Origin of the sequence: Terrabacter lapilli (assembly GCF_039531305.1) — a bacterium.
GTDB lineage: Bacteria > Actinomycetota > Actinomycetes > Actinomycetales > Dermatophilaceae > Terrabacter > Terrabacter lapilli.
In genome coordinates, this window is the sequence record NZ_BAAAPU010000008.1 from 22,560 (window position 1) to 45,243 (window position 22,684).

Below are 22,684 nucleotides of genomic sequence, written 5' to 3' on the forward strand. Positions count from 1 at the left end.
ACCACAAAGCCGGCACGTTCACAGTTGGGGCCCCCGGCGCCCGGCCTGAGGCCGGGAGGGGCGAGCGACTCATCCCGCTGGAGCCTGCTCTGACGAAGGCTGCCACTCCCGTCGGAGCAGCCCGAAGACCCACGAGTCCGAGACGTCGCCGTTGACGACGCAGTCTTCCCGCAATGTCCCTTCACGCACGAATCCGAGCTTCTCCAGCACGCGGGCGGACGCCACATTGCGGGTGTCGGTCTCGGCTTGGACCCTGTTGAGGTCGAGCGTCTGGAAAGCCCACCGCAGCACCGCGCGTGCGGCCTCGGTGGCGTAGCCGTGTCCCCACGCTGCCTCTGCGAAGCAGTAGCCCAAGGATGCACTGCGGTAGTCCGGGTTCCACTTGGTCAGGGTGCACCAGCCGATGAACGCGCCGTCGGCGGCTCGTTCCACTGCCAGCCGCGCCCCGGTGCCGTCTTGTTCCATCTGCCGGCAGACGTCGAGGAACCGGTCGGCGCGTCCGCGGTCGGTCCACGGCGGGGCATCCCAGTAGCGCAGCACGAACGCATTGCTCTGCAGCGCGAAGACGTCGTCCGCGTCCGCGTTCTCGAACGGACGTAGTCGCAGTCGCGGGGTGAGCAAGGTGGGCGTGGGCAACGACATGTGCGCAACTTTCCGTGGCATTGGACGGGCTGTCAGCCAGCCACCCTGTGCCCGCCACTCGCAAGGGGTTTTCCGCTGGGGGTGAGCAAGGCGGGCTGCGCGAAGGCGGGATCTCGTCCGCAGTAGCCCCGAGAGAGCGCTGGTGGGGCCCTCGTTGCCGACCTTGGAACCGCCAGGTGACGGAAGCTGAGGCGACGTCCTGCTGCCTCGCCTGACGGGTCGGGAGGGCACCGCAGTGTGAGGCCGGACCCTAGGATCGCGCCCATGGAGGTCATCGACTGGCTCATGGACGGCGATCCTGCCATTCGGTGGCAGGTGCTGCGCGACCTACTCCGTGCCCCAGCGGACCAGGTCGCAACCGAGCGCGCCCGCGTGGAGACCGAGGGCTGGGGAGCACGCCTCCTGGCGCTCCGGGACCTCGACGGCCAGTGGGACGGTGGGGCGTGCTTCCCGCGGCGCATCGTCGATGCCTGGCAAGCCGGGATCCACCCGGACTTCTCCCATGGTCAGCCGTGGACCGCGACGCTGCCCACCCTGGTCCTGCTTCGCGATCTCGGTCTCGACCCGCAGAGCCCGGCAGCGCGCGACACGATCTCGCGGGTCGCGGCGAACTGCCGGTGGGAACACGACGACGAGGCGTTCTTCGACGGCGAGGTCGAGCCGTGCATCAACGGCCGGACGCTGACCATCGGCGCCTACTTCGGTGCCGACGTCGACACGTTGGCCTCGGGGCTGCTCGACGAGCAGCTCACAGATGGAGGCTGGAACTGCGAGCGCGAGAACGGTGCCACCGTCTCGTCGTTCGACTCGACGATCTGCGTGCTCGAGGGCCTGCGCGAGTACGAGTCATCGGGAGGAAAGGTCCCCGTGGCTGACTCGCGTCGGCGCGGCGAGGAGTACCTGCTCGAGCGGCACCTGCTACGCCGCAAGTCCACGGGTGAGGTGCCGGTCGAGGGCTGGCTGCAGTTCTCCTGGCCGCCGCGCTGGCACTACGACGTCCTGCGTGCCCTCGACTACTTCAGGTCCGGCGGTGAAGAGCCCGACGGTCGGGTCGCCGAGGGCGTGCAACTGGTCCTGGACAAGCGTCGACCGGACGGCACGTGGCTGCTGGAGAACACGCACCCGGGGGAGACGCACTTCGAGCTCGAGGATGGCGACGGGCGACCGAGCCGGTGGAACACCCTGCGGGCCCTACGCGTCCTCGACTGGTTCGAAGCCCGCCCTCGGCCCTGAAGTCCGGTGGGACGTCGCCCGCCACGGCACCGTAGCCGAGCATGACGCGTACGTACTCCAGGACTTCGGTCGTGAGGGTACGCCGCTCCGACCCACCGAGTCCGACGCAGTGTCCTCGCTGTCAGGCGGCGACGAGGCCGTCGATCTGGTTGATCGCCGAGGACGCGCCCTCCACCACTCCCATGTCGAGGACCTTCTGCAGAGCCTCGGCGGTCGCGTAGGTGCTGACGAAGATGGCCCGGGTGCCCCCATCGTGCTCTGCGAAGGAGAAGACGTTCTTGCCCACGGGCAGGTCGGGGTTCTTGGTGAACTGCTCGTCGAGCGCGAAGCCGTCGTCGAAGGTGAATCCGCTGGGCTCGTCGACGGTCTCGACCTCCCAGTAGCCGTAGAACTTCTCGCCCTCGGGGCTCGTCATGTAGTAGTTCATCCGGCCGCCGGGGACCAGGTCGTGGTCGACGAAGGTGGCGGGGTAGGTCGGCGGTCCCCAGATCTGCTCGAGCTGTCGCGGGTCGGCGTAGATCTCCCAGATCCGCTTCGGTGGGCAGTGGAAGTCCGCGACGATGGTGAGGGTCCGGGTGTCGAGGTCGTGGGAGACGTCGGTGACGGGCATGGTCATCAGTCCTTCTGTGTATGGGTTCGGGTGGGCGCCTGCTCGGTGGTCGGCGCGTGCTCGGTGTGGGTCTGCGGCGAGGCGATGAGCTCGTCGATCCGGGAGATGCGGCCGCGCCAGATGGACTCGAGCTCGGTGAGCATCGCTGCCACCGACCGCACCGCGGCCACGTCGCCGCTGGCCAACGCCTCGCGCCCCTGTCGGCGCTTGGTCAGCAGTCCTGCCTTCTCCAGCACGGCGACGTGCTTCTGCACCGCGGCGAAGCTCATGTCGTAGGACGCCGCGAGCGTCGAGACGGAGTGCTCCCCGGCCAGAACCCGGCGCAGGATGTCGCGTCGGGTGCGGTCGGACAGGGCGTGGAACCAGGCATCCGCCCGGTCCTCTTCGGTTCCGTCCATGAGACCAACATACAACCATCTGGTTGTATGTTGTCAAGCCCTCGAGGATGTGGTTCCCCCGGCGTAGCGTGAGTGGGGACCGTCATAGGGGGCCGCCGTGCCGAACCTCGTCGTGCACTTCGAGATCCATGCGTCTGAGCCGCAGGCGCTCATCGACTTCTACGGGCAGTTGCTGGGCTGGACCTTCACGCAGTTCGGCGACATGCCGTACTGGTCCATCGACACCGGCGAAGGGTCGATCGGCGTGAACGCTCCCGGGAACGGCATCAACGGCGGGCTCACGCAGCGTCAGGGGCCGCCGCCCGAGCGCGGCGCGCCAGTGAACGGCTGCAACGTCGTGGTCGGAGTCGACGGCAGCATCGACGAGCTCTTCCAGAAAGGCCTCGACCTCGGTGCCGCGGAGGCGCTGCCCCTGGCCGACATGCAGGGGGTCGGCCGGATCGGGTACCTGCTCGACCCGGACGGGAACGTCTTCGGGCTCATCTCGCCGGTCCTCTCCGATGGCAGCGTCGCAATGGGCGGGGCTGAGCGGTAGGGCCCTCCGTGCATGCGCGGCACACGCCGCGGGTCGAGGGGCTCGACGACTGCCTGGCCGCGGGCGGAGCGGACCGCCGCACGTGGCTTGGGCTGAATGGTGGGTGTCGTATCGGCCGACTGCTGTTCGTAGCGTAGACAGTGGCGGACATCAGGTCCGCCCGACGAAGGGGAGCACCGATGCCTCAGTACCTCATCTACTTCAACCAGCAGTGGGTCGGCCACCACGACGAGGCGTGGTTCGAGAGCCGCGTCGAACCGTCGACCGCCGTCGTTCGAGACATGCAGGACCAAGGCGTCCTCGTCTACGCCGGCGGACTGGTCGAGGAGCTCGAGGAGGCGGCAAGCGCGGACGCCACGAGCGGCGAGCTGGTCGTCACCGACGGGCCCTATGTCGAGACGAAGGAGTGGCTCGGCGGGCTCACCATCGTGGACGTGCCTGACGACGAGTCCGCTCGCATGTGGGCAGGCAGGGTGGCCGAGGGGTGCGGCTGGCCGCAGGAGGTGCGCCGCTTCAAGGCCGGCTCGTTGCAGGCACTCGCGCTGGGTGGGTGAGGCACGGTCCTGCGTCGAGCGCTGAAGTCGCGACGACCAGCGAATTGCACTGTGTGGACTGCACATCCGCCGCCGCGGCCACGAAGGGTCGAATCCTCCACCTGCCACTCAGTCCCCGAGTCGCCGACGAGTTGGCTGACGTCAGGTCGAGGCCACGAGCAGCTCGAGCAGCTCGCCGATCGTCGCCTCTCTGCCGAGGGGCCGCCTGAGCGGCAGGTGGTGCTGGATCCGATAGCGGTTGCGTCGCCCGTCCTTCTCCTTGACGACGTACCCCGCGGTGGTCAGGTCCGCGACGATCCCGAACACCGTTCGCTCGGTGAGCCCGAGTGCCTCGGCGACGTCTCGTAGCCGCAAGCCCGGGTCGTGGGCGATGCAGACCAGGACCCGGGCATGGTTCGTCAGGAAGCTCCACTCTGCACCCATACGCGCAGTATAGCAACCGAATTCTAGCAATACATTGCGCGTTTAGAAGTGCATGCGTAGCGTCGAGACCACCAGTGCGGCGCCCAGCCCGAAGGCCGGCGGATGACGCTCGAGCGTGAAGCTCGTCGAGTCCAGGAGTCACGGACATCTGCAAGGGGCCCGTTCAGCATCAGTCGCGACCGCGCGACAGAGAGGGCCAGTCATGGACACCCAGGCACGCCCCTATCCCCTTCGCCTGACCGGTGAGCTCGCCCCGACACTGAGCCGGGGCCTCTGGCTCGTCAAGTGGCTACTCGCGATCCCGCACTACTTCGTCCTGGTCTTCCTCTGGCTGGCCTTCTCCCTCGTGAGCGTGATCGCGTTCTTCGCGATCCTCTTCACCGGCCGGTATCCCGTCGGGTTGTTCACCTTCAACGTCGGCGTCCTGCGCTGGACCTGGCGCGTCGGCTTCTACTCCTACAGCGCCCTGGGCACCGACCAGTACCCACCGTTCACGCTCAAGGACGTGTCCGACTACCCGGCCCGGCTCGAGGTCGACTACCCGACGTCCCTCTCGCGCGGGCTCGTGCTCGTCAAGTGGTGGCTGCTCGCGCTGCCCCACTACCTGATCATCGGCGTCTTCACCGGTGCCGCGTTCGGCGGCTACGACCAGGTCAGCCACGGCGAGGCGTGGCTGTACGGCTCCGGGCTGATCGGCCTGCTCGTCCTCATCGCGGGGATCGTCCTGCTGTTCGCCGACCGCTACCCGCGCGGCCTGTTCGACTTCGCGCTGGGGATGAACCGCTGGGTCTTCCGCGTCGCCGCCTACGCCGGGCTGATGACGGATGTCTACCCGCCGTTCCGGCTCGACCTGGGCGGCACCGAACCCGCCCTCGTCCCCGAGCCCGACGAGAGCCCGTCGACCCCGACGCCGGTCGTCTCATGAGCGCCGTGCCCGGCGCGGCAACGACACCCGGCGCCACCGACCACCCGAACCCTCAGGAGCACCCCATGACCGCTGCCACGCACAGCCCAGGCACGACAACCACCCCGGGTCCCACCACGCCGCGCCGACGGATGGACCCGATGCGGAGGATCTCCCTGACCGCCGGGGTGCTGTACGTCATCACGTTCGTGTCGATCCCAACCCTTGCCCTGTACAAGCCGGTGAAGGACGACGTCGGCGCCTTCGTTCTGGGGGCCGGCAGCGACACCGGCGTGCTGTGGGGCGCGCTCTCCGAGGTGATCGTCGGCATCGCCGGCATCGGCACCGCTGTCGTGCTCTACCCGGTCGCCAAACGGGTCAGCCAGACGGCCGCCCTCGGCTTCGTCACCGCCCGGGTCGTGGAGACGAGCCTCGTCTTCGCCAGCGTCGTCAGCCTGCTCACGATCCTCACCTTGCGCACCGACGTCGCCGGAACCGCTGGCGCGAGCCCCTCGGCGCTCGTCACGACCGGCCACAGCCTGCTCGCCTCCTACACGTGGACGTTCCTGCTCTCCCAGAGCCTCATGCCCGTCTTCTGCGACCTGCTCCTGGGCTATGTGCTGTACCGCTCCGCCCTGGTGCCGCGCTTCCTGCCGATCATCGCCTTCATCGGCGCCCCGCTACTCCTGATCTCCGACATCGCGATCTTCTTCGGCGCCTACAGCAACGTCTCGCCGGTGGCCGTCCTCGCTGCGGTACCCGTCGCCGCCTTCGAGCTCACCCTCGGCATCTGGCTCATCGTCAAGGGGTTCAGGCCGAGCAAGTACTGGACCGACCTGGGCGCTGACCTCCCCGTCCGAGGCAGCTGATGACCCCGCGCCGCGGCGTGCGGGACGAGCTGCCCGGTGCCTCGGCGACCACGGCCGAGCCCGTCGACCGCGACAGCGACCGGGCGCCATCCATGGACGCGATCGTGCAGGACGGCTACGGCACCTCCGACATCCTGCGCCTGGCGCAGATGCCTCGACCTCGGGTCGGCCCCCACGAGGTGCTGCTCGCCGTGGAAGCCGCCGGTCTCGACCGGGGGACGTGGCATCTCATGGCCGGCAAGCCACGACTGCTTCGCCTCGCCTTCGGGCTGCGGACGCCCAAGCAGCCGATCATCGGCCGTGACATCGCCGGAACGGTCGTCGAGGTGGGCGCGCAGGTGACGACGCTGTGCGTCGGCGACGAGGTCTTCGGTGTCGCCCCGGGATCGGTCGCCGACTACGCGGCAGCCCGCGCCGACAAGCTCGCCCGACGCCCGCCGAACCTGAGCTGGGAGCAGGCCGCCGTCGTGCCCGTCTCCGGTGGCACCGCGCTGCAGGCTGTCCTCGACGCCGGGGGCGTCACCGCAGGCCAGCAGGTGCTCGTCATCGGCGCCTCCGGCGGAGTCGGATCGTATGCCGTCCAGCTCGCCAAGTCCGTCGGCGCTGAGGTCACCGGGACGGCCAGCGCCGCCAAGCAGGACCTGCTCCGGTCGTTGTGCGCCGACCACGTCCTGGACTACGACCGTGACGACTTCGCCGACGGGTCCCGGCACTACGACGTCATCATCGACATCGCGGGGCTGTCCGACCTCACCCGGCTGCGCCGGGCGCTCAAGCCGACCGGCACGCTGGTCCTCGTCGGCGGCGAAGGAGGCGGCGACTGGACGGGCGGCACCATCGGCCGGCAGCTGCGAGCCCGACTCCGCTCACTGTTCGGTCGGCATCGCCTCACCAGCGTGCTCGCCAAGGAGCGGGGCTCGGACTACGAGCGGCTCGCCGTCCTGCTCGAGGCTGGAGAACTGGTCCCGAGCGTCGACCGGGCCTTCGAGATGGCCGACACGGCCGACGCGATGCGTCTTCTCGAATCCGGCGCGGTCCGCGGCAAGGTCGCCATCAGCGTCGGCCCGGCGCGGTGACCGGCACATTAGTCGGGACCATCTGTAATGGGCGTTGTGCCCTCGCCCGCCTCGCCCGCCTCGCCCGACCCCCGAGAGTGGCACGGCTATGAAGACCATCCGCGGCACACCGCGCTGATCGTGGTCGGAGGAGTCCTGTGCGGCGTGTTCGCGATCGCTGGCTTCCTCAGCCTGTTCATCGCGAGCAGCCCCTCGGAACCGTGTCCGCCGGGAGCTGGGCCGGGTGCCTGCGGCCCGGAACCTGTGACGTTCGCCGCGGTCGGGCTGGGGTTCCTCATCAGCGCAGCGGTCTGTGCGGGGTGGTCGGCGTGGTGGTCATGGCGCGATGGGCGCTACCGGTTTCAGGCTCCGCCAGATTGGCCTACGCCCCCACAGGGATGACCCGAACCGCTGACTAGCTGTTCGACGTGGACGGTTCGTGGAGGTACGTCACGCGCTTACCCGACGAGCCGGCATACGCAATCTCGCGTCGGGTGGCCTCTCCGACGTAACCACCGGGGTTCACGACTCGCACCTCATCGGCGAGGTCGATCCGGCGAAGGTGCAGCTCTCCCAATGAGCGGACGAGGGTTGGGTCCGGCACGGGCACCTCGGTGGCCTCCGGAGCCAGGACGATCGCCAACTCGAGCGTCAGGCGGGCGCGCTCAGCCGCGAACTCTCTGCCGAAGCGCAGGGAACCGCACAGACACACGACCCTTGGCCGAACAACCGGCACGTCGGACATGGATCCCTTTCAAGAGCCGAGGAGCCGGCAGTGTCTCACGATGGGTTGTGGGCTGCGCTGACCTGTGGGCGCCCAGCAGGTTCACCGGGCAGCACTCTGCTCGATCAACGGGAGGGCTTTGCTGTCCCAGAGGGCGACTTGAGCCACGGAGACGCAGAGCCAGACCGCGGTCGGAACGACTGCGCGTGGCCACCACGGACCCCTCCGGGCGCCGACCCCCAGGGCAACGAGGACCACGCCGGTGATGACCGCGGGCGCGATGAGCAGCCACGTCTGCACCGTGAGCGGGACGCAGCCGGGATGGGCGCATCCGTCTGCCTGGCTGGTGAAGTAGAAGGCGTTCGCGAGCCACCGCAGGAGCCCGGATCCGCCCGCGAGGACCAGGCCGCCCAGCACAGGCAAAGCGGGTGATGAGGTGCCGTCACCGACGGCAGCTCGGCCCCACGGGGCGCCAGCCGTTGCCGCGACGGCCAGCGCGACGGCGAGCACCGCGATCCACGTTCCGGCGTCCACCGACGGCAGGGTCACCACACCCGCGCCGTCGACGGAGGGGTCGAGCCGCGACAACGCGTCACCGATCCCCAAGACGAGCAATGGCGACACCAGCAACAGGAGGCTGGCCGCGACGAGCCAGATCACCTGCACGGCCCGCACGGCGCGAGGCTTCGGCCAGGCGTCCGCGTGTTCAGGCGTCAGGTCGTCAGCGGCTCTCACGGAATGCATGCTGCCAGCATGGAGCTGGGAGCGGGCGATGCCGCTCTGGTCGTGCCGCACTCGGACCAGGTGCGTCATCCGAGCGGAGTCACCGGGCACTCAGGTGTCCACGTTCAGTGTCGCCGGATCCGTGTTCGCGCCGCAGACCACGACCGCCACCCGCTCACCGGGTGCCGGTACGTACCGGCCTGACGTGAGGGCGGCGTACGCCGTCGCTGCCCCGTACTCCGATGCTGCGCGGTACTCGGACCACAACCGCGTCCGAGCCTCGACGATGTCCTCGTCCCTGACCAGGACCGATACCGGCGGCTCGAGGGCCTGCGCGGCGAACGCATACGCTCCGACTCGGCGAGCACCGAGCGCGTCCGCTGCTACACCCGAGACCGCGACGTCGACGGGCTCACCGGCGTGCATCGCCTGGTTCAGAGTGGCGCATCGTTCCGGCTCCACGGCGACGATGCGGGCGCGACCCAACGCCGCGGCGGCGATGCCCGCGTAGAGGCCGCCGCCGCCGACCGCCACGACGATCGTGTCGATGGCCGGCTCGTCTTCGAGGATCTCTTCCCCGACGGTGCCGGCCCCAGCCACGACCTCCAGCTGGTCGTAGGCGTGGGCGAAGACAGCTCCGCTCTCTTCGGCGAAGTCGATGGCGGCCTGATACGCCTCGGCGTACTCGGTCCCGGTGCGCAGGACGTCAGCGCCGTAGCGACGGATGCGAGCCACCTTCACCTCTGGCGCGGTCTGCGGCACGAAGACCGTGGCCCGGATCCCCAGCTCCTGTGCGGCGAAGGCCTGGGCCAGGCCGGCGTTCCCACCCGAGGCCACCACGATTCCGGCGTCGCCGATCTCGCCCGTCTCGAGCGCCGCGAGCTGCCGGTTGAAGGCGCCTCGAGTCTTGAAGACTCCGCAGTGCTGGAGGAACTCGCACTTCAGCCATACGGCGTCGCGACCGCTCGGGCGCAGCAGAGGCGTCCGTCGAACGCGGCCCTCGACGCGCCGAGCTGCAGCCAGCACGTCCTGCCTCGTCACTTCCACGCGGCCAGTATGAGGCCGAGAGCAGCGATCGCGTCCTCGGCGGTTTGCGCGTACCGCAGCGACGGCCGCCCGGGCGTCGGACGCGAGATCGCCGCGCCGACCGCTACCGTCCCCGCATGAGCTACCGCACGAGGCAACTTCTGCGCGGGCTGAGCGGCATCTCGCTTCTCGTGTCCGTGGGGGCGATCATTGCAGCGATGAACTGGCACAGCATCTGGCGCTCCATCACTGTCGATGGTGCTCGGCAGAGCCCGGCGACGCCGGGCCTGCTCGAGACGCAGTCCACGTTCCAGCAGTGGGTCATCGTCGCGCTCATCGGCATGGTTCTCCCGCTCGCCTCCTGCGTCTTCCCCGACGCCCGCGCCAGCAGATAACGGCTCGGCCCGCGATGCAGGCTCTGCGGCTGAGGGGGACGTCGACCTCGGCCGAACGGGCCGTGCCAGTCGCGCATTCCGGCGGGGAGGGCAGCGGTCGGCAACGGCCCGATGGGCTGGTTCCACGGCGCCTGACGCCCTCGTGTCGACACCACCACCCATCGAGTCGACAGCCCGGCCATCGAGGCGCCTTCCCGTCTCCCCGCCAGTGAGGATCCCTGCGCGCCAGGCGGAAGTGTCGGTGAGCGGTGCGAGCATGGCCTCATGTCGGATGGGGAGAAGCCCGAGGAGCTGGCCGGCCAGCCGGTGATCCTGTTCGCCACCGTGCTGGACTGCGAGGCGTGGTTCGCCGAGCACCACACCGACCATGGCGGCTTCTGGCTCAAGATCGGGAAGAGGGGCGCTGCCGACACGGTCGGCTACGCCGAAGCGCTCGACATCGCCCTGTGCCACGGCTGGATCGACGGCCAGAAGCGGGGATACGACGACACCTACTGGCTGCAGCGCTTCACCCCGCGCGGGCCGCGGAGCAAGTGGTCGCAGCTCAACCGGGACAAGGCCGAGGCGCTGATCAGGGCGGGCCGTATGCGCCCGGCCGGGCAGGCGCAGGTCGACGCCGCGAAGGCCGACGGCCGGTGGGCGGCGGCCTATGCCGGTCAGAGGAGCGCGACCGTCCCCGACGACCTGGCTGCCGCGCTCGCGGCCGACCCGCAGGCCGAGGCCTTCTTCGAGACGCTCACCGGCGCCAACCGGTACGCGATCCTCTACCGCGTCCAGGATGCGAAGAAGCCCGAGACGCGAGCCGCGCGCATCGCGAAGTTCGTCGAGATGTGCCACCACCAGCAGACCGTCCACTGACGGGAAGTGGGGGTCGTCGCCCCGGCTCGTGCCCCGGCCTGCTCCGCCGGCGCTCCTAAGCCGTCCACCACGAAGGCCGTTCGTGCGGGCGGGTGGAGGGACGCACATCGTGGCTTTGGACGTGCCGTCGACGTCGAGCGACTCCTGCTTCTCGGCCCAGGTGGACGCCCTGTTGGCGACCGACGCGACAGGCGTCCTGCCCGTCACGACCGTGCTCGTCGACCCGGAGTCCAGCGCGAACACGATCCTCGACTCCGGGACCGACGCCCAGGTCGTCGCCGACCGGGCGGTCAACGCCGTACGAGCGACCCCTACGGTTGGTTCACCGGTGTCACGAGCAACGCCCTTGGGCGCCGGTGGGGTACGCGCCGACGGAGAGGGGCAGGGATGAGACCCGCATTCCACTTCACCGCCGAGCGGGGCTGGATCAACGACCCGCACGGCATCACGGTCCGCGACGGGACCTATCACGCCTTCTACCAGTACGTGCCGGACAGCACGGTGTGGGCGCCCGGTTGCCACTGGGGCCACGCCACCGGCCCGGACCTGCTCTCCCTGGCACCACTGCCCGTCGCGATCGCCCCCGGCGACGGCGACGACGGGATCTGGACCGGGTCCCTCGTCACCGGTGACGACGGCGAGGCGCGGATCTTCTACACGTCGACGACGCTGCCGGACCTGGGCATCGGCCGCATCCGCGTCGCGACGCCGAGGGACGACGACTGGGTCTCGTGGGAGAAGGGCGCGGTGGTCGTCGACGCCCCGGCCGACCTCGACCTCGTCGCCTTCCGCGACCCCTTCGTCGTGCGCGATCCCGACGCGTGGCGCATGTTCGTCGGTGCAGGCGCCGCCGACGGGACCGCCATGGCCCTGAGCTACCGCTCCGACGACCTGGACACGTGGAGCTACGAGGGAGTGGCGCTGCAGCGGTCCAAGGGCGTGCGGGACCTCGTGTGGCTCGGCGCCCTGTGGGAGTGCCCGCAGGTCATCGCGATCGAGGGTGTGCACGCGATGGTGTCCTCGGTCTGGGACGCCGACGTGCTGCACTACGCCGGGTACGCCCTGGGCAGCTACGCGACCGGCCGGTTCGACGCGAGGACGTGGGGACGACTGACGTACGGCCCCAGCTACTACGCCCCGTCCTTCTTCCGCGACACCGACGGCCGGCCCTGCGTCCTGTTCTGGATGCGTGGGGTCGAGGACATCGGTGCCGGGTGGGCCGGCGCCCACAGCGTGCCGTACGTCCTCGGCGTGGACGGCGACCGCCTCACCGCCGCGCCCCACCCGGACCTGGAGCGCTACCGCGCGGATCCCGTCGTGGACGGTGTCGTGCCCGGCCTCGCGGCTGACGTCGAGTGGTCAGCCTCCGAGGGCGCCACGTTGGTCGTGACGAGTGCGGGCCAGCCGGTCGTGGAGCTGCGGGCAGGCGAGGGCCTGCTCGAGGCGCGAGCGGGCGCACAGGCCTGGCAGATGCCGTTCGACGGCGGCGACGTCCGAGTCGTCCTCGATGCCCAGGTCGTCGAGATCTCCTGCGCGAGTGGTGTCCTGGGTCTGACGGGTGCGCCTGCCGGCGACTCGCTGCACGTCCTCGCCGCTGACGCGACCGTCCACCCGCTCGCTCGCTGACCGCGGCCCGTGGGCCGGCTCCCGGTCCAGCAACGCCCTCGACCGGGAGCCGGTCGAGGGCCTTCCGGGCCCGCCTGGTCGCGAGGTCAGCCTCGCGGGCCCCCCGCGTTGGTCGTGATGGTCTTGAGGTCCTTGCTGACCTCGAGCATGACGTCGGCGCCGGACCTGGTGCCGAGGACGTCGTAGGAGCCGTCGGGGTCCTTGCGCACCGACGTGACGGTGACGCTGGCGTCCTTGGCCTTGACGGCCGCCGTCACGCCGGCGAGCTCCGTGCCGGTCACCGGGGTGTCGTTGTTCGGGTTCATCGACCTGTCCGGGCCGGCCTCCGAGCCTGCATCCGAGCCGGTGCCGGCCGTGCTCGTGCTGGTGCTCGACGGCGACGGCGTGGACGCTGCGTTGGACAGCGCCGCACCGGTTCCGATCAGTCCGGCGGCGGCCACGACGGCAGCGACGCCGCTGACGATCCTGTTGGTCCTCATGCTGACTCCTTGCGAGAATCGGTCGCCGCGGGTCGGCAACCGTCGCTCGAAGAGTCGTTTCCGGGCCAAGCAGTGCGCTGCGCACGACGTCGGAGTCGAATGTGGCTTTTGCGGGGTGCCTTCGGGTACCAGTGGCCGGCCGCTCTTGCGCGCGTCCGCGTCGACGCGCTCAGGCCGGACCTCCTCGGTCAGGCCTCGTCCGTGGGCCGTGCCGGTACGGCAGCGGCGCCTCCTTCGCTATGCCGGGGATCGCCCGGTGCAGCCGCAGCTCGTCGCGAAGGCCGGGTGGCGTGGGCAGCCCACACCGGCTCAGCTCCGCTGCGTAGTCCTCCATGGCTCCCAGGAGCTGCGCGCGTGCTGCCAGGAGCAGTGCCGGGTCGACCCTGCCGGCGCGGAGGAGATGGACCTTTCGCCGTGCCGTCTGGACCACCGACATCAGCTCGCGCAGGTGTGAGCCGGGTGGCAGGCTCGGTGAGCCGCTCTCCATGACGGACTCCCATCTGCCGCCGCCTGACGCGTCGACCTCCTGCCGACCCTACGCCGCGCTACGGTTCCTGAGGTCCCACAGTGACCGAGATGTGCGGCGCGGCTCTTTGGCTTGGCGCCCAGCGACTTTCGTACCGAGGCGTATGCTCGTGAGGAGACGTCGTGATCCGGCCAGGGCCTTGGCGTCGGCAGTGAGCAGAGGTCCCGATCCTGACGCGGTGTCGGCCTCGCACCTGGGAGTGACGGCAGAGCCGCGGACCATCCGTCACCACCATGCTCCTGAGGAGCCCGCTGTGAGCGCCATACCACGTATTCCGTCAGATCCAGATCCCGGCCACGAGCCCTCGGCCGCCACCGCGGCCACCCGCGAGGCGTCCGGTCCCGCCGTCGAGGCGGCCCATCCGGGCAGCCGGGTCAGGTTGTCGGCACATCCGGGCGAGCACGCCTCTGACGGCGTCTGGTGGCCCCGCACGAGCGACCTGATGGTCGAGGTGCCGCTGCTCGACGTCGCCGTCCAAGGGCTGACGCGCGCCAGGATCGGCCGGGTCGCCTACGAACGCAGTCGCTGGCCCGACGCGCCGAACAGGGTTCGCACCCCTATGGGTGTCACCCACCTCGGCTGGTTCGAGCACAGCCGCTACCCCGACCACATCCTGCTCTCCCTGGCCAACTACCAGCGCCTGGTGCTCACGGTGCTGCCGGCGGGGCACGGGGACGTCTCTCGGAGCACGTTCGAGTCGGCCGACGGCTGAGACGCGAAGGTCTGGGGAGAGATGCCTGACGAGGACAAAGGTCGTCCTCCGGACTGGGCCACGGCGCAGGCCATGCACGACCGTGACGACGACGACACCGCCGGCCGTGACAAGAGGGCGCGGAAGCTCGTGCGGGAGTTCGAGAACGAACGGCACGACGAGGACGACGACCCGGACTCCGGCGGCGAGGCCTGACGGCACATGGCTGGACGCTCCGCTCCGCACAGCTCGTACGACCTCGTGTGCCGGGCCGTCGGCGTCTTGATGGAGCACGGCGGCGCGGACTTCGACGGGGCCTTCGACGAGCTCCTCGAGCTCACGATCCGGCGAGGAGAACTGCTCGAGGTCACCGCCGGCCTCGTGGTGACGCTGGCCGAGATCGTCGGCACGCTGGGCATCGACGAGTAGGGATGGGCACGCCACCGACCGTCCTACGCTGCTGAACACGGTTGGTGACGGCACCACTCGTGTACCCCCCGCCTCTCGCGCCACGCGGGAAACCTCCGAGTTCCGGCAGGCGGATCCGCGGCTGCGCCGCCGGGACGCCGTCGGACCAGTCGCGGGAGACGTCGTGGGTCGGGCCCTCTGGATGCGTCGGAGATGACGTCCGTGGATCCACGGGTGACGGACCATTCCGGCGTAGGGTGAGGGACGCGGAGGTGAGACGTGTGGGTACTTTCGACTTCCTCAGGGAGCGGCCGCTCCAACCGGGCGACGACGAGCAGGTGCGGCTAGCGCTGCGGCCCCTGACGGGGGACAACCGCTACGTGCTGCACCGGTGGCTCAACGAGGACGGGTCCCTCCGTGGTGTCCGCCTCATCGACACGAGAGACCGGCGCTCGGGCGACCAGGCCTCCCGATGGGCCCACACCGAGGCGGTCGTGCGCCTGCTGCGCGAGGCCGGCTTCGAGGCGCGAGAGGTCCCCGCGTCCCAGTCCGCCTGGGGTGACATCGAGATCGACCAGCGGCTGTGACCTGACGCGGTTGGCGAGTCGCCCTGGTCACCCGCCGCCTGCAGCGGCTCGGGGAGGGCGGTAGCCTCGATTCGGCATACCCCCGGGGGTACCTGTTATGGTGTTCGGGAATTCCCGCCCACCGGAGGAGAAGCCGTGATCTTCACGCAGTACTACCTCGACTGCCTCTCGCAGGCGTCGTACCTGGTCGCCGACGAAAGCACCGGCAAGGCCGTCGTCGTCGACCCGCGTCGCGACGTCGCGGAGTACCTCGCCGACGCGCAGGCCCGCGGGCTGAGCATCGTCGGCATCGTCAACACCCACTTCCACGCCGACTTCGTCTCCGGGCACCTCGAGCTCGCCCGGGCCACGGGCGCGTGGATCGGCTACGGCGAGGCCGCGGTCACCGACTTCCCGGTCCGCTCTCTCGCCGACGGGGAGCGGATCCCCCTGGGCGACGTGACCCTCGAGGTCATGGCGACGCCCGGCCACACCCCCGAGTCCATCTCGGTGCTGGTCTTCGAGCACCCCGACGACGAGGTCGCCTACGGCGTCCTCACCGGTGACGCCCTCTTCATCGGCGACGTCGGTCGGCCGGACCTGCTCGCCTCCGTCGGCGTCACCGCCACCGAGCTCGGCCGCATGCTCTACGACTCGGTGCAGCACAAGCTCATGGGCCTGCCCGACGACGTACGCATCTTCCCGGCCCACGGCGCCGGCTCGGCCTGCGGCAAGAACCTCTCGACCGAGCGGCAGTCGACGGTCGGGGAGCAGCGTCGCCTCAACTACGCGTGCCAGCCGATGACCGAGGAGCAGTTCCTCGAGGTCGTCACCGCCGGGCAGCCCACTGCGCCTGCGTATTTCGTCTACAACGCGACGCTCAACAAGCAGGCCCGCGACCTGCGCGACCTCGACGCGGCGGTGCCCGCCCTCAGCGGCGCCGAGGTCGAGGCCGCCGTGGCCCGCGGCGCGCGCGTCCATGACGCCCGGGACGTGCAAGAGTTCGCCGCCGCGCACCTGCGCGGCTCGGTCAACGTCCCGGTCGACGGCCGGATGGCTGAGACCGTCGGCATGGTCTTCGCCCCGGACGACGAGATCGTCGTCATCGCCCCCGAGGGCCAGGAGCAGGAGGTCGCCACCCGCTTCGCGCGGATCGGCTACGACCACGTCGTCGGCTACGTCGCGAACCTCGAGGAGTACTTCCTGACCCACCAGGACCAGGTGACCCGGGCCAGCCGCCTGCCGGTCGCCGAGGTGGACGAGGCGGCGGCCCGCGCCGACGTGCAGGTCGTCGACATCCGCAACGCCGGCGAGCTCGAGGCCGGGATGCTCCCAGGGGCGCGGCACATCCCGCTGGCCGAGCTCGGTCGCCGCGCCGGTGAGCTCGACCGGCACCGACCCGTGGTCGTCTACTGCGCCGGCGGGTGGCGCAGCTCGGTCGGGGCCAGCTTGCTGCGCGCCCGCGGCTTCACCGACGTCTCCGACATCCTCGGCGGCTACGGCGCCTGGGACCTGGCCCACGCCAAGGCCTCCTGACGCCGGCGCGAGGCGTCGACCACAACCAGGTGCCGTGTGCCGTATGCCGTATGCCGTATGCCGTGTGCCGGACGTCGCCGACCAGGGCGGCGGGCCTCCCGTCCTGCACCATCGACCGACCGCCATCCACCGCTCGGGCCGGCGCGTCGTCGACGGTGCCCGGGCTGACGCCGCCTGACGCGGGCGGCCACGACACGGCATACGCCCTCCCCGTACTTCCCACCCAGACACCCGCGCTCACCTGCGCGGGCCCCACTCCCGGCACGTGCCGGACACCCTGAAGGAGAACCACCATGTGTCGACCCGCCACCTGCCGGACCTGCGGCAAGACGACCTGGGCCGGCTGCGGCCAGCACGTCGACCAGGTCATGCGCAACGTCCCGGCTGCGCAGCGCTGCGCAGGCCACGACAAGGGCGAGTCCGCCTCGGGCGGCTTCCTGTCGCGTCTCTTCAACCGCTGACCAGCCCGCCCCACTGACACCCTGACGCCCCGCCGGTCCGTGGCTCCCTCCGCCGACCGGCGGTGCGTCGGGGGACACCCGGTGTCCCGACGACCATGACGTCCCGACGACCATCACGACCACGACGAGAGGAGGACCTCCCATGCTGATCGCCATCCCGCTCGGGATCGCCATCGGGCTCTCCCTCGGCGCGCTCGGCGGCGGCGGCTCGATCCTCACCGTCCCGGCCCTGGTCTACGTCCTCGGTCAGGACCCGCGGACGGCCACGACCAGCTCGCTCGTCATCGTCGGCGTCACGTCCCTGCTCGCGCTCGTCCCGCACGCGCGGGCCAAGCGCGTGCGCTTCACCCAGGGGCTGCTCTTCGGCCTCCTGGGCACCGCCGGGTCCGTGGCGGGGTCCGCCCTGTCGACCTCGGTGCGCCCGACCACCCTGCTGACCGCGTTCGCGGCGCTCATGCTGCTCGTCGCGGCCCTGATGATCCGCCGCGCTCGCAGCGCACCGCGCGAGCTCGGCCACACCATCGACCCCACCGTCGAGCCGATGCTCAGCCTGCACCCCTTCGCCTGCGCCTGCCCGCGGGTGGCCAAGGTCGTCGTGACCGCGACGGCCGTCGGGCTGCTCACCGGCTTCTTCGGCGTCGGCGGCGGCTTCGCCCTCGTCCCAGCGCTCGTGCTCGCCCTCGGCTTCCCGATGCCGGTGGCCGTCGGGACCTCGCTGCTGGTCATCGCCGTCAACAGCGCCACCGCCCTCGCCGCCCGGCTCGGCTCAGGCGCCGCCCACCTCGACTGGACCCTCATCGGCGTCTTCACCGCCGCCGCCGTGGCGGGCAGCCTCGTCGGCGGACGGCTGGCCGGCCGAGCCAACCCCCGACACCTCACCATCGCCTTCGCGACCCTCCTGGTCTTCGTCGCGCTCTACACCGGTCTCCGTTCGCTGGGTCTGGCCGGCTGATGACACAGCAGCTTCGACAGAACGGGCGCGAGCAGGGTCGCCCCCTCCTGGGGCTGGGTGGTCGCCGACGTCCTCGGCCTGCGCGCCTCCGTCTGGGTCGTCGCCGCCCTGACCGCACTCTCCGAGGCGCTCGTCGCTGGGCGCATGGACGAGACGCACTCCCGACCCGTCGGGTCCTGACGGCACCAGTCCCATCATCATTTCGAGGACGTGCGCGCACGCGTGCGCGAGGCTGGACCCACAGGGACGAGGCAGGCCGCAGGCCCGTCGGGCCTGCTGCGCGTTGGTGAGAGGTGTCGTTGGTCCCCGTATCGAACAACCGTCCCGGAGTCGGGCTGGAGCTGATGCGCGAGCTGCTGTCCGAGCTGCCGACCGCGGTGGCCTACCTCAGCGGCCCCGACCACCGGTTCGAGTTCGCCAACGAGGCCTACCGGCAGCTCGTCGGCGGGCGGCACGTCGAGGGCAGGCCCATCCGTGGAGCTCTGCCCGAGGTGCAGGGCCAGGGCTACTTCGAGCTGCTGGACCAGGTGCTGCGGACCGGCGAGCCGTACCGCGGCAGTGAGGCACGAGTCGTGGTCGTCGACAGCGCCGGGACGCCGAACGAGCTGTTCGTCGACTTCGTCTACCAGCCCGTGCGCGGTGCCGGAGGGACGCCGGTCGGCGTGCTCGTCCAGGCCGCCGACGTCACCGACCACGTGCGTGGCAAGCAGCGGCTCGAGCAGCTCACCGTCCAGCTGCGGGAGACCCAGGAGCGCTACCAGAGCCTGTTCCGGACGATGCTGCAGGGCGTGGTCTACCACGGCCCGGAGGGTGTGATCACCGCCGCGAACCCGGCCGCAGGGCAGATGCTCGGTGTCGATCCCGAGCAGCTCGTCGGTCTCAGCCCGAGCGGCGAGAGCTGGAACGCCGTGCGCGAGGACGGCCGTCCCTTCCCCGGCGCGGAGCACCCGGCCATGGTGGCGTTGCGCACCGGGACCACGGTGCGCGCCCGGGTGATGGGTGTCAGGCACGGCCGGACCGGGGAGCGGCGATGGCTGTCGGTCACTGCGGTCCCGGACAGCTTCGGCCCGGACGGGCTGCCTCGCCGGGTCTACGCGATGTTCGACGACGTGACGCGGGAGAAGCGGACGGCCGCGGCGCTGAGGGAACGGGACCAGCTCATCGGGCGCCTGCGCGACGCCGACGTGCTGGGCATCGTGACGGCGGACGAGACCCGGATCTTCGACGCCAACTCGGCCTTCCTGCGCATGGTGGGCTACACGCCCGAGGACCTCGCGGCCGGTCACATCCGCTGGCCCGAGATGACGCCGGCCGAGTGGGTGCCGGCCGACGCCGACGCCATCGAGCAGCTGCGCGCGACCGGCTCGTGCCGCCCGTTCGAGAAGGAGCTCCTGCACGCGGACGGGCACCGGGTGCCGATCCTCCTCGGCGCCGCCGTCATCGGCCACGAGCCGCTCCAGTGGATCACCTTCGTGCTCGACCAGTCGGAACGGCGCGCGGCCGAGGCCGAGCGGACGCGGCTGCACGCGGCCGCCGAGGCGGCCCGGGCACAGGCGGAGCGCGTCGAGGAGCGGCTGAGCCTGCTGCTCCGTGCCGGTGCCGTGGTGGCGGCGACCCATGACCGGCGCCAGATGCTGCAGCACGCGACCGGCCTCGTCGTGCCGGCGCTGGGCGACTTCTCGGCGGTCGTCCTCGCTGATCCGGGCGGAGGGCTCGCGGTCGTCGCCGCCGAGCTCGTGCAGCCCGAGTGCCGGCCGCTGCTCGAGGGGCTCGGGGTGCGGGACGAGTGCGTCGTGGGTCCGGGAGTCACCCTCGAGACAGCCTTCGCGGCCCCGACCGGGCAGCTGCTCCGCCCTCAGGAGGCCCCCCTCGGGGCATGGGTCTCCCCGGGTACCCGCCTCGCCGGGGTGCTGGAGGGGCTGTCGGCCAACAGCCTGATCACCGTGCCCCTCACCAGCCACGCCAAGCGCGTGGGTCTGCTGCTCGTGGGCCGCAGCGGCGACCGCACCCCGTTCGCCGGCAACGACCTCGAGGTCGTCGAGGAGCTCGGTCGCCGGCTCAGCGCGGGCCTCGCGAACGTCGAGGGTTTCGCCCGGGACCACAGCGTCGCCGAGACGCTCCAGCGGGCCGTGCTGCCCGGGGCCCTGCCGAGACTGCCCGGGCTGGACCTCGCGGTCCGCTACCTGCCGGCCACCGAAGGAGCGAAGGTCGGCGGCGACTGGTACGACGCGTTCCCCGTCGACGAGAACCGCCTCGCCCTCGTCATCGGCGACGTCGTCGGCCACGACATCGGCTCGGCCTCGGCGATGGGGCAGGTCCGCAACGCCCTCCGCGCATACGCCGTCGACGACTCGGACCCCAGCACCGTCCTCGCCCGGACGAACAGCGCCGTACGGCGCCTGCTGCCGGACACGCTGGCGACCGTCTTCTACGCCCGGCTCGACCTCAGGACGGGGCAGCTGACGTACGCGAACGCCGGCCATCCACCGCCGCTGGCGATAGGTGCCGGCGTCCCGACGCTGCTGGACTCCGCGGGAGGTCTCGTGCTCGGCGCTGTCCCCTCGACGGAGTACGCGTGGGCGGAGCGCACGTTGACGCGCCCGGGCGGCCTGCTGCTCTACAGCGACGGGCTCATCGAGAACCGGTCGCAGTCGCTCGACGAGGGGCTCTCCGCCCTGGTGAGCGCCATGACCGACAGCACCGCAGACACCGCCGACGACCTCTGCCGCATCGCCGAGCAGGAGCTCCTCGACGAGTCGACCCGGGCCGACGACGTCTGCATGCTCGCCGTCCGGCTCACCTGACCGTCCGGGCACCCGTCGGCTCAGACCTGGAAGACGTGCTCCTGCCGGTAACCGGTGGTCAGGTCCGTCAGCGACAGCTCGATGATGCCGGCCGGGTCGACGGTGTAGCGCTCCTCGAGCAGCGGGCCGGCGTCCATGCGGACGATGCGGGCGTCCTGCAGGAGCGACGGTCCAGACGCCGTGCCGGCCGTGGCTGCCGTGCCGGCCGTGCTCCCGTCGACCGCCTGCTGCAGCTGTGGGTCGAAGGGGAAGACGATCTCGGCCACCGGCGCGATGTCGCCGCGGGGCTCGCCCTGGTCGTCGACCGACGAGTACTCGACGAAGCGGAACCAGCCGATGTTGTGGGCGGCCTGGTAGCGACGCGTCACCACCACCGGCTCGGGCGACGCCGTCTCGCCGAGCGCCTCGGCGGTGCGGAGGGAGCGGTCCAGCACGGGGTCGAACGACACGGCGGCCCCGGCCTCGCGCTCCCGGAAGACACCGAACCCGCGCGAGAGCCGGTCGCGCAGCGAGAACCCGCCGTCGGGGTCGGCGGCGATGGCCAGGCCGACCGCCGTCGACGCGCTCGGCATCGGGGAGCGGTGCACGCGGCGGCCGAACCGTGAGCGCAGCATCCGGGGGACCAGCGGCAGGCCGCTCGCGCCGCCGACGATGTAGATGCCGGCCACGCCCTGGAGCTCCTCGCCGTCCTTGTCGGGGGACCCCAGCGACTGCACGAGCGGCTCCATCGCCTCGGTCGTCGCCTCGACCAGGGGGGTGACCGCCGCGTAGAACTCGTCGACGGGCACGGTCGCGGAGGTCGACGCCGCGGCACCGGCCGCCGGCACCTCCACGACGACCCGCCGGGACTGCGGGCCGATGCGCTCCTTGGCCTCCCGGCAGTCCTCGAGCAGGGCCCCCCACGAGGCCTCCGGCAGCTCCGTGCGCGAGCGGCCCGCCACCTGCAGGGCGGCCTCGGCGAGGGCCTCGTCGAAGTCGTCGCCACCGAGCCGGTTGACGCCGAAGGAGTCGAGCACCTCGTGCCGGGTCCCGGAGAGGCGCAGCAACGACGCGTCGAAGGTGCCGCCGCCGAGGTCGTAGACGATGACGAGGTCGCGCCGGGAGGTGATGGAGCGCGCCTGCCGGTGGGCGAACTCGAAGCTCGCGGCCGACGGCTCGTTGACCAGCCCGGCCACCTCGAAGCCGGCGTGCCGGCAGGCCTCCAGCGTGAGGAACCGCTGCGCGCTCCCCGCCTGCGCCGGCACGCCGAGCATGGCGCGTGGCCGCGTGCTCCCGTCCAGCCGGCCCTCGATGCTCGAGGACGTCCGGAGGGCCTCGAGCACCGCCGAGAAGAGCCCGGTCAGCACGCCGAAGAGCGGCACCTCGCGCTCCCCGATGAGCATCAGCGTGTCGGCGGTCACGCGTGGCTCGGCGAGCAGACGCTTGAAGGAGCGGGACGACGGCATACCGCGTCGGGCAGCCTCGAGCGCCGCGAAGCCGTAGACCAGCGTGCCCCCGTCGTCCGCGACGACGGAGGGGAAGTGGTCGCGCGCGTCGCCGTCCTCGTCGAGGAACGCCACCACCGGGTAGTTCCCCCGGTCGGCGTGGGCGACCACGGTGTGCGTCGTGCCGAAGTCCAGGCCGAGATCCATGACCCAAGGCTAGGTGGCCCACGTCACGCCGCGGACTCTGGCCCGGATGCCGGAT

At 71.0% G+C, this 22,684-nt stretch carries 28 protein-coding genes and 1 pseudogene; 19 read left to right on the plus strand and 10 right to left on the minus strand.

From position 1 onward, the window contains the following. Nucleotides 1–69: 69 nt before the first annotated feature. Complete coding sequence (locus ABD241_RS13770; RefSeq protein WP_344063618.1) at nucleotides 70–642, minus strand: GNAT family N-acetyltransferase; 573 nt, start codon at nucleotides 640–642, stop codon at nucleotides 70–72. Between the two features lie 264 nt (nucleotides 643–906). On the opposite strand from ABD241_RS13770, the gene ABD241_RS13775 reads away from it, so the two are divergent. Further along, a complete protein-coding gene (locus tag ABD241_RS13775) occupies nucleotides 907–1,875 on the plus strand; it encodes a hypothetical protein (protein WP_344063620.1) in 969 nt (322 codons plus the stop codon). 121 nt (nucleotides 1,876–1,996) lie between these two features. Here the strand turns inward: ABD241_RS13775 and ABD241_RS13780 are convergent, their stop codons facing one another. Beyond that, entirely contained in the window at nucleotides 1,997–2,491 is a 495-nt protein-coding gene (locus tag ABD241_RS13780; RefSeq protein ID WP_344063623.1) for an SRPBCC family protein, read from the minus strand. Continuing rightward, nucleotides 2,491–2,883: an ArsR/SmtB family transcription factor gene (locus ABD241_RS13785; protein WP_344063626.1), complete on the minus strand. Its 393-nt coding sequence runs from the start codon at nucleotides 2,881–2,883 to the stop codon at nucleotides 2,491–2,493. The genes ABD241_RS13780 and ABD241_RS13785 overlap by 1 nt, the downstream gene beginning before the upstream one ends. A 97-nt stretch (nucleotides 2,884–2,980) precedes the next feature. Here ABD241_RS13785 and ABD241_RS13790 point away from each other — a divergent pair, with 97 nt between their 5' ends. Together ABD241_RS13790 and ABD241_RS13795 are read left to right on the plus strand one after the other, a co-directional pair. Next, the gene (locus tag ABD241_RS13790; protein WP_344063629.1) at nucleotides 2,981–3,418 is read left to right on the plus strand and encodes a VOC family protein; all 438 of its coding nucleotides are present in this window, start codon (nucleotides 2,981–2,983) and stop codon (nucleotides 3,416–3,418) included. Between the two features lie 179 nt (nucleotides 3,419–3,597). After that, nucleotides 3,598–3,972, plus strand: a complete 375-nt coding sequence (locus ABD241_RS13795) for a YciI family protein (protein WP_344063632.1) — start codon at nucleotides 3,598–3,600, stop codon at nucleotides 3,970–3,972. A gap of 141 nt (nucleotides 3,973–4,113) precedes the next feature. Here ABD241_RS13795 and ABD241_RS13800 read toward each other — a convergent pair whose 3' ends face one another. Next, nucleotides 4,114–4,395 carry a helix-turn-helix transcriptional regulator gene (locus tag ABD241_RS13800; RefSeq protein WP_344063635.1) on the minus strand — a complete coding sequence of 94 codons (282 nt, stop codon included), beginning with the start codon at nucleotides 4,393–4,395 and terminating at the stop codon, nucleotides 4,114–4,116. Nucleotides 4,396–4,597: 202 nt separating this feature from the next. Between ABD241_RS13800 and ABD241_RS13805 the strand changes: the two genes are divergently transcribed. The 3 genes from ABD241_RS13805 to ABD241_RS13815 all read left to right on the plus strand — a co-directional run bounded on the left by ABD241_RS13805 (nucleotide 4,598) and on the right by ABD241_RS13815 (nucleotide 7,244). Beyond that, complete coding sequence (locus ABD241_RS13805; protein WP_344063638.1) at nucleotides 4,598–5,320, plus strand: DUF4389 domain-containing protein; 723 nt, start codon at nucleotides 4,598–4,600, stop codon at nucleotides 5,318–5,320. A gap of 65 nt (nucleotides 5,321–5,385) precedes the next feature. Then, nucleotides 5,386–6,168 (plus strand): DUF4386 domain-containing protein, encoded by a 783-nt coding sequence (locus ABD241_RS13810; protein ID WP_344063641.1) that lies wholly within the window; start codon nucleotides 5,386–5,388, stop codon nucleotides 6,166–6,168. Then, nucleotides 6,168–7,244 carry an NAD(P)-dependent alcohol dehydrogenase gene (locus ABD241_RS13815; protein WP_344063644.1) on the plus strand — a complete coding sequence of 359 codons (1,077 nt, stop codon included), beginning with the start codon at nucleotides 6,168–6,170 and terminating at the stop codon, nucleotides 7,242–7,244. The genes ABD241_RS13810 and ABD241_RS13815 overlap by 1 nt, the downstream gene beginning before the upstream one ends. Before the next feature lie 394 nt (nucleotides 7,245–7,638). Here the strand turns inward: ABD241_RS13815 and ABD241_RS13820 are convergent, their stop codons facing one another. The 3 genes from ABD241_RS13820 to ABD241_RS13830 all read right to left on the minus strand — a co-directional run bounded on the left by ABD241_RS13820 (nucleotide 7,639) and on the right by ABD241_RS13830 (nucleotide 9,717). After that, the gene (locus tag ABD241_RS13820; protein ID WP_344063648.1) at nucleotides 7,639–7,968 is read right to left on the minus strand and encodes a hypothetical protein; all 330 of its coding nucleotides are present in this window, start codon (nucleotides 7,966–7,968) and stop codon (nucleotides 7,639–7,641) included. An 81-nt stretch (nucleotides 7,969–8,049) separates the two neighbouring features. Then, nucleotides 8,050–8,742, minus strand: a complete 693-nt coding sequence (locus ABD241_RS13825) for a hypothetical protein (protein WP_344063651.1) — start codon at nucleotides 8,740–8,742, stop codon at nucleotides 8,050–8,052. A 39-nt stretch (nucleotides 8,743–8,781) separates the two neighbouring features. Beyond that, nucleotides 8,782–9,717, minus strand: a complete 936-nt coding sequence (locus ABD241_RS13830; RefSeq protein WP_344063654.1) for a threonine/serine dehydratase — start codon at nucleotides 9,715–9,717, stop codon at nucleotides 8,782–8,784. A gap of 116 nt (nucleotides 9,718–9,833) precedes the next feature. Here ABD241_RS13830 and ABD241_RS13835 point away from each other — a divergent pair, with 116 nt between their 5' ends. From ABD241_RS13835 to ABD241_RS13850, 4 genes and pseudogenes are all read left to right on the plus strand, one after another. Beyond that, nucleotides 9,834–10,091 (plus strand): hypothetical protein, encoded by a 258-nt coding sequence (locus tag ABD241_RS13835; RefSeq protein ID WP_344063657.1) that lies wholly within the window; start codon nucleotides 9,834–9,836, stop codon nucleotides 10,089–10,091. 264 nt (nucleotides 10,092–10,355) lie between these two features. Further along, nucleotides 10,356–10,949, plus strand: coding sequence for a YdeI/OmpD-associated family protein (locus tag ABD241_RS13840; protein ID WP_344063660.1), 594 nt, complete (start codon nucleotides 10,356–10,358; stop codon nucleotides 10,947–10,949). A gap of 103 nt (nucleotides 10,950–11,052) precedes the next feature. Next, a pseudogene (locus tag ABD241_RS13845) lies at nucleotides 11,053–11,340 on the plus strand (hypothetical protein); the annotation flags it as partial. Beyond that, a complete protein-coding gene (locus tag ABD241_RS13850) occupies nucleotides 11,337–12,575 on the plus strand; it encodes a glycoside hydrolase family 32 protein (RefSeq protein ID WP_344063663.1) in 1,239 nt (412 codons plus the stop codon). The pseudogene ABD241_RS13845 and the gene ABD241_RS13850, both read left to right, overlap by 4 nt. Nucleotides 12,576–12,661: 86 nt before the next feature. On the opposite strand, the gene ABD241_RS13855 is transcribed toward ABD241_RS13850, so the two are convergent. Together ABD241_RS13855 and ABD241_RS13860 are read right to left on the minus strand one after the other, a co-directional pair. Next, complete coding sequence (locus tag ABD241_RS13855; RefSeq protein WP_344063666.1) at nucleotides 12,662–13,054, minus strand: hypothetical protein; 393 nt, start codon at nucleotides 13,052–13,054, stop codon at nucleotides 12,662–12,664. Between the two features lie 169 nt (nucleotides 13,055–13,223). Next, the gene (locus ABD241_RS13860) at nucleotides 13,224–13,541 is read right to left on the minus strand and encodes a hypothetical protein (RefSeq protein ID WP_344063669.1); all 318 of its coding nucleotides are present in this window, start codon (nucleotides 13,539–13,541) and stop codon (nucleotides 13,224–13,226) included. 292 nt (nucleotides 13,542–13,833) lie between these two features. Between ABD241_RS13860 and ABD241_RS13865 the strand changes: the two genes are divergently transcribed. The 9 genes from ABD241_RS13865 (at nucleotide 13,834) to ABD241_RS13905 (ending at nucleotide 20,998) form a co-directional block, all read left to right on the plus strand. Next, on the plus strand, nucleotides 13,834–14,292 hold the full coding sequence (locus ABD241_RS13865) for a DUF5994 family protein (protein WP_344063672.1): 459 nt from the start codon (nucleotides 13,834–13,836) through the stop codon (nucleotides 14,290–14,292). A 21-nt stretch (nucleotides 14,293–14,313) separates the two neighbouring features. Continuing rightward, nucleotides 14,314–14,487 carry a hypothetical protein gene (locus ABD241_RS13870; RefSeq protein ID WP_344063675.1) on the plus strand — a complete coding sequence of 58 codons (174 nt, stop codon included), beginning with the start codon at nucleotides 14,314–14,316 and terminating at the stop codon, nucleotides 14,485–14,487. A 6-nt stretch (nucleotides 14,488–14,493) separates the two neighbouring features. Further along, nucleotides 14,494–14,700, plus strand: coding sequence for an ANTAR domain-containing protein (locus tag ABD241_RS13875; protein WP_344063678.1), 207 nt, complete (start codon nucleotides 14,494–14,496; stop codon nucleotides 14,698–14,700). Between the two features lie 260 nt (nucleotides 14,701–14,960). Beyond that, on the plus strand, nucleotides 14,961–15,266 hold the full coding sequence (locus tag ABD241_RS13880) for a hypothetical protein (RefSeq protein ID WP_344063680.1): 306 nt from the start codon (nucleotides 14,961–14,963) through the stop codon (nucleotides 15,264–15,266). Nucleotides 15,267–15,401: 135 nt separating this feature from the next. Further along, nucleotides 15,402–16,781: an MBL fold metallo-hydrolase gene (locus ABD241_RS13885; protein WP_344063683.1), complete on the plus strand. Its 1,380-nt coding sequence runs from the start codon at nucleotides 15,402–15,404 to the stop codon at nucleotides 16,779–16,781. Nucleotides 16,782–17,074: 293 nt separating this feature from the next. Next, nucleotides 17,075–17,242: a hypothetical protein gene (locus ABD241_RS13890; protein WP_142222626.1), complete on the plus strand. Its 168-nt coding sequence runs from the start codon at nucleotides 17,075–17,077 to the stop codon at nucleotides 17,240–17,242. 142 nt (nucleotides 17,243–17,384) lie between these two features. Next, a complete protein-coding gene (locus ABD241_RS13895) occupies nucleotides 17,385–18,194 on the plus strand; it encodes a sulfite exporter TauE/SafE family protein (RefSeq protein WP_344063689.1) in 810 nt (269 codons plus the stop codon). Nucleotides 18,195–18,251: 57 nt separating this feature from the next. After that, nucleotides 18,252–18,374, plus strand: a complete 123-nt coding sequence (locus tag ABD241_RS13900; RefSeq protein ID WP_344063692.1) for a hypothetical protein — start codon at nucleotides 18,252–18,254, stop codon at nucleotides 18,372–18,374. Between the two features lie 164 nt (nucleotides 18,375–18,538). Beyond that, on the plus strand, nucleotides 18,539–20,998 hold the full coding sequence (locus ABD241_RS13905; RefSeq protein ID WP_344063695.1) for a SpoIIE family protein phosphatase: 2,460 nt from the start codon (nucleotides 18,539–18,541) through the stop codon (nucleotides 20,996–20,998). 20 nt (nucleotides 20,999–21,018) lie between these two features. Here ABD241_RS13905 and ABD241_RS13910 read toward each other — a convergent pair whose 3' ends face one another. Further along, complete coding sequence (locus tag ABD241_RS13910) at nucleotides 21,019–22,629, minus strand: Hsp70 family protein (protein WP_344063698.1); 1,611 nt, start codon at nucleotides 22,627–22,629, stop codon at nucleotides 21,019–21,021. Between the last annotated feature and the right edge of the window lie 55 nt (nucleotides 22,630–22,684).

What these genes read in the sequence shown, in the direction of transcription:
- ABD241_RS13770 (WP_344063618.1), bottom strand. Translation starts at nt 642, where the DNA reads ATGTCGTTGCCCACGCCCACCTTGCTCACCCCGCGACTGCGACTACGT.
- ABD241_RS13775 (WP_344063620.1), top strand. Translation starts at nt 907, where the DNA reads ATGGAGGTCATCGACTGGCTCATGGACGGCGATCCTGCCATTCGGTGG.
- ABD241_RS13780 (WP_344063623.1), bottom strand. Translation starts at nt 2,491, where the DNA reads ATGACCATGCCCGTCACCGACGTCTCCCACGACCTCGACACCCGGACC.
- ABD241_RS13785 (WP_344063626.1), bottom strand. Translation starts at nt 2,883, where the DNA reads ATGGACGGAACCGAAGAGGACCGGGCGGATGCCTGGTTCCACGCCCTG.
- ABD241_RS13795 (WP_344063632.1), top strand. Translation starts at nt 3,598, where the DNA reads ATGCCTCAGTACCTCATCTACTTCAACCAGCAGTGGGTCGGCCACCAC.
- ABD241_RS13800 (WP_344063635.1), bottom strand. Translation starts at nt 4,395, where the DNA reads ATGGGTGCAGAGTGGAGCTTCCTGACGAACCATGCCCGGGTCCTGGTC.
- ABD241_RS13805 (WP_344063638.1), top strand. Translation starts at nt 4,598, where the DNA reads ATGGACACCCAGGCACGCCCCTATCCCCTTCGCCTGACCGGTGAGCTC.
- ABD241_RS13810 (WP_344063641.1), top strand. Translation starts at nt 5,386, where the DNA reads ATGACCGCTGCCACGCACAGCCCAGGCACGACAACCACCCCGGGTCCC.
- ABD241_RS13815 (WP_344063644.1), top strand. Translation starts at nt 6,168, where the DNA reads ATGACCCCGCGCCGCGGCGTGCGGGACGAGCTGCCCGGTGCCTCGGCG.
- ABD241_RS13820 (WP_344063648.1), bottom strand. Translation starts at nt 7,968, where the DNA reads ATGTCCGACGTGCCGGTTGTTCGGCCAAGGGTCGTGTGTCTGTGCGGT.
- ABD241_RS13835 (WP_344063657.1), top strand. Translation starts at nt 9,834, where the DNA reads ATGAGCTACCGCACGAGGCAACTTCTGCGCGGGCTGAGCGGCATCTCG.
- ABD241_RS13840 (WP_344063660.1), top strand. Translation starts at nt 10,356, where the DNA reads ATGTCGGATGGGGAGAAGCCCGAGGAGCTGGCCGGCCAGCCGGTGATC.
- ABD241_RS13850 (WP_344063663.1), top strand. Translation starts at nt 11,337, where the DNA reads ATGAGACCCGCATTCCACTTCACCGCCGAGCGGGGCTGGATCAACGAC.
- ABD241_RS13855 (WP_344063666.1), bottom strand. Translation starts at nt 13,054, where the DNA reads ATGAGGACCAACAGGATCGTCAGCGGCGTCGCTGCCGTCGTGGCCGCC.
- ABD241_RS13860 (WP_344063669.1), bottom strand. Translation starts at nt 13,541, where the DNA reads ATGGAGAGCGGCTCACCGAGCCTGCCACCCGGCTCACACCTGCGCGAG.
- ABD241_RS13870 (WP_344063675.1), top strand. Translation starts at nt 14,314, where the DNA reads ATGCCTGACGAGGACAAAGGTCGTCCTCCGGACTGGGCCACGGCGCAG.
- ABD241_RS13875 (WP_344063678.1), top strand. Translation starts at nt 14,494, where the DNA reads ATGGCTGGACGCTCCGCTCCGCACAGCTCGTACGACCTCGTGTGCCGG.
- ABD241_RS13890 (WP_142222626.1), top strand. Translation starts at nt 17,075, where the DNA reads ATGTGTCGACCCGCCACCTGCCGGACCTGCGGCAAGACGACCTGGGCC.
- ABD241_RS13895 (WP_344063689.1), top strand. Translation starts at nt 17,385, where the DNA reads ATGCTGATCGCCATCCCGCTCGGGATCGCCATCGGGCTCTCCCTCGGC.
- ABD241_RS13905 (WP_344063695.1), top strand. Translation starts at nt 18,539, where the DNA reads ATGCGCGAGCTGCTGTCCGAGCTGCCGACCGCGGTGGCCTACCTCAGC.
- ABD241_RS13910 (WP_344063698.1), bottom strand. Translation starts at nt 22,629, where the DNA reads ATGGATCTCGGCCTGGACTTCGGCACGACGCACACCGTGGTCGCCCAC.